The organism is Prevotella conceptionensis 9403948, from assembly GCF_000312305.1.
GTDB lineage: Bacteria > Bacteroidota > Bacteroidia > Bacteroidales > Bacteroidaceae > Prevotella > Prevotella conceptionensis.
In genome coordinates, this window is sequence record NZ_HE999444.1 from 93,291 (window position 1) to 96,792 (window position 3,502).

Here is a 3,502-nt window from a genome sequence, read left to right on the forward strand (position 1 = left end):
GGTGTGGGTAAAGGTACTTTCGTTGTGCTGCTACAACACGACCCTTCGGCCTGGGAACGCAACATCTTGCCGCATAGTCATGTACAGCTAACCCTGTCGGGGCATACGCATGGCGGTCAAGTAAGTCTTTTCGGACTTCGCCCCACCATCATTAGCTATAAGCAAGACAAGGGGTTATACACCCAAGGGCAACGCTCACTCTTCGTTTCATCAGGCTTGGGCGGTGTTGTTCCTTTCCGTTTTGGTGTTCCTCCCGAAGTGGTTGTTATCACCTTGCGGCGAGGTAATGTGCAGTAAGTGGTAAGGAATGAGTAGTAAGTAGTAAGGTGGTGAGGAGTAAGTAGTAAGGAGTAAGGAGTAAGTGGAAAAGAGGTAATGAGTAAGTAGGAGATGAGTTAAGCCAATGCTCGTGTTTTGCTTAGTTTATAAGTCCGCAAGTAGTTGAATAATTCAAAGGAAACCTCCTTGTAAGCTCGTTAACTTGTCAACCTCTAAGCTTGTTAACTCCTCAACTTGTGAACCCATCAATCTCGTATAAACAACAATGACAATTCTCTATCGCATCTACCAATTGTTTGTGGCCATCCCCCTAATAGTGTTGGCCACAGTGCTAACAGCCCTCGTCACCATCGTGGGATGCTTCTTAGGCAACGGACACTTTTGGGGATATTACCCAGGTAAGTGTTGGTCGTGGTTTATTATCCGCATCTTGTTTCTGCCAATTAAGGTAGAAGGACGCGAACATTTGCAGCGTGGACAGTCGTATGTGTTTGCTGCCAACCACCAAGGAGCGTTCGACATCTTTATGATTTACGGCTTTCTGGGGCGCAACTTCAAATGGATGATGAAACAATCGCTGCGCAAGATACCTCTCGTGGGTAAGGCATGCGAGGCGGCTCACCATATTTTTGTAGACAAAAGAAGTGCTGCAAAGATAAAGAAGTCTATCGACCAAGCCCGTCAAACCTTGCATAACGGCATGTCGTTGGTTATTTTTCCCGAAGGCGCACGCACCTTTACGGGACACATGGGCGTGTTTAGGCGTGGCGCTTTTATGCTGGCCGACGAGTTGCAGCTGCCCATTGTGCCTGTAACTATCAACGGCTCGTTCGACGTTATGCCACGAACACGCGACCTTAAATGGGTGCGTTGGCACCGATTGAGGCTCACCATACACGCCCCGATAATGCCAATTGGACAAGGAACAGACAATACGAAGTTCTTAGAAGAGCAGAGTTACCAAGTAATTATGGGCTCACTCGTTCCCGAATATCAAGGATTTGAGGCCAATCCCGACCAATAATCGCGCACAATCAGTCAAAAATACGCACGTATGGCATTGCACTTCTGAGAAATAGCCTTACCTTTGCATAAGTAGAACCAACATAGTTACACGGCATGAACACAAGCGACAGCATCGTTATCATCCCCACATACAACGAAAAAGAGAACATCGAGAAGATTATTCGGGCCGTCTTTGCACTCGAAAAATGTTTCCATATCCTCGTTATCGACGACGGCAGCCCCGACGGAACGGCGGCTATCGTGCGCCGAATGATTGACGAAGAGTTTGCCGACCGCCTGTTTATGCTCGAACGTAAGGGCAAACTAGGGTTGGGAACGGCTTATATCACAGGTTTCAAGTGGGCTTTGGAGCGAGATTACGAGTATGTCTTCGAGATGGATGCCGACTTCAGTCACGACCCTGCCGACTTGCCTCGCCTATACGCTGCATGCCACGACGAAGGCTATGATGTGGCCATTGGTTCGCGTTATGTTAGTGGCGTAAACGTTGTGAACTGGCCCATTGGGCGCGTGCTGATGAGTTATTTCGCATCGAAGTATGTGCGTTTCGTCACTGGTTTTACCGTACACGACACCACAGCCGGCTTTAAGTGCTATCGCCGACAAGTACTTCAAACCATCCCGCTCGACGAAGTGCGTTTCAAAGGCTATGGTTTCCAAATAGAAATGAAGTACACCGCTTACAAGATTGGTTTCAAGATAAAAGAAGTTCCGGTGATATTTGTCAACCGCCGCGAGGGCACAAGTAAGATGAGTGGCGGTATTTTCGGTGAGGCTTTCTTCGGCGTTATGCGGTTGAGGCTCGACGGATGGACCCGGAAATATCCTAAAATACAGCAATGACCAAATTGGCTTGTGGATGGAAAGGAGTGGAATGGCCCCTGTGGCTTCCACTCCTTTTCATGGCATTATGGGTGTGTAAGATGATGCGTTCGTGAGTTTTTAACTTCATCATTTACTCAGTCTGTAAGTGCTCAATACAATATTATGCAGTCACAATCCATAAACAGATGTACATTCATCCACAAACACAGGAACGCTCAAACACATAAACTTACGCACTCACGCACTCATAACGTTATAAACTCACCACATCAGACCCTCAAATTAATCGCATGTCGATGAACCTCCAACAAATATATTCAGGACAACCGCAGGCTGCCGCACTCCACAAAACCCTTGCCGATGCAGCCATTCGCCGCATCTTTCTCCAAGGTTTGGTAGCCTCCACTGCGCCTGTTTTCTTTTCGGGCATGGCGCAACGCCATCCTAAAACCACCCTTTTCGTGTTGCAAGACGCTGACGAGGCAGGCTATTTCTATCAAGACTTGGTGCAACTGATGGGGCAGAACGATGTTTTGTTCTTCCCTTCATCGTACAGACGCGCCGTAAAATACGGACAACGCGATGCTGCCAACGAGATTTTGCGCACCGAAGTGTTGGCTCGTCTTGCTGCCGAAAGGCCCACCTACGTGGTTTGTGCGCCCGATGCTTTGAGCGAATTGGTTGTTTCAAAGCAGCGATTAGACGAACGTACGTTGCGGTTAAGCGTGGGACAGACCATAGATGTCGTGCAAATGGTGAAGACTTTGCGGGCTTTCGACTTCCGCGAAGTGGACTATGTGTACGAACCTGGGCAGTTCGCCGTACGCGGTAGCATTGTAGACATCTACTCGTATAGTCACGAATTGCCTTTCCGCATCGACTTTTTCGGCGATGAAATCGACACCATTCGCACCTTTGATGTAGAAAATCAGCTGTCGAAAGACAAGCGGCAAGCTGTTGAAATAGTACCCGAACTAGCGCGGCAGGCCAACGAAAAGGTGTCGTTCCTAACACTTTTGCCTCCCGATGCCCTGCTTGTGATGAAAGATTTTGGTTATGTTCGCGACACGATAGCGCGCATTTACGACGAAGGCTTTGCCCATCAAGCATTAGAGGCGCAGCTAGATGGGGCCACCGAGGTGGAACAACAGCAGATACGGGCCGCCATGCAAAAAGAGTTGCAGCTGCTCACCGCTAGCCAATTTGCCCACGATGCCGCCGCATTTAGGCACATTTACATTGGTAGTAAACCGTCAGACGAGGTTCAAGCCACCATTGCTTTCCACTTTTCGGCACAGCCCCTGTTTCATAAAAACTTCGACTTGCTGCGCCAAACACTCGAAGACTATCAGCTGCAAGGTTACCGATTGGT

The 3,502-nt window shown here is 48.7% G+C and carries 2 protein-coding genes and 2 pseudogenes; all 4 read left to right on the top strand.

Annotated features, from left to right (window positions below):
- A pseudogene (locus BN93_RS02550) lies at positions 1-297 on the top strand (metallophosphoesterase); the annotation flags it as partial.
- Between the two features lie 247 nt (positions 298-544).
- Positions 545-1,303 (top strand): lysophospholipid acyltransferase family protein, encoded by a 759-nt coding sequence (locus BN93_RS02555; RefSeq protein WP_019186789.1) that lies wholly within the window; start codon positions 545-547, stop codon positions 1,301-1,303.
- A 95-nt stretch (positions 1,304-1,398) separates the two neighbouring features.
- A complete protein-coding gene (locus tag BN93_RS02560) occupies positions 1,399-2,148 on the top strand; it encodes a polyprenol monophosphomannose synthase (RefSeq protein ID WP_019186790.1) in 750 nt (249 codons plus the stop codon).
- Positions 2,149-2,426: 278 nt separating this feature from the next.
- Positions 2,427-3,502, top strand: a pseudogene (locus BN93_RS02565) (transcription-repair coupling factor); the annotation flags it as partial.

Bases quoted from the DNA above. Each gene is read 5' to 3' on its own strand.
- BN93_RS02560 (WP_019186790.1), top strand. From the start codon at position 1,399: ATGAACACAAGCGACAGCATCGTTATCATCCCCACATACAACGAAAAA.
- BN93_RS02555 (WP_019186789.1), top strand. From the start codon at position 545: ATGACAATTCTCTATCGCATCTACCAATTGTTTGTGGCCATCCCCCTA.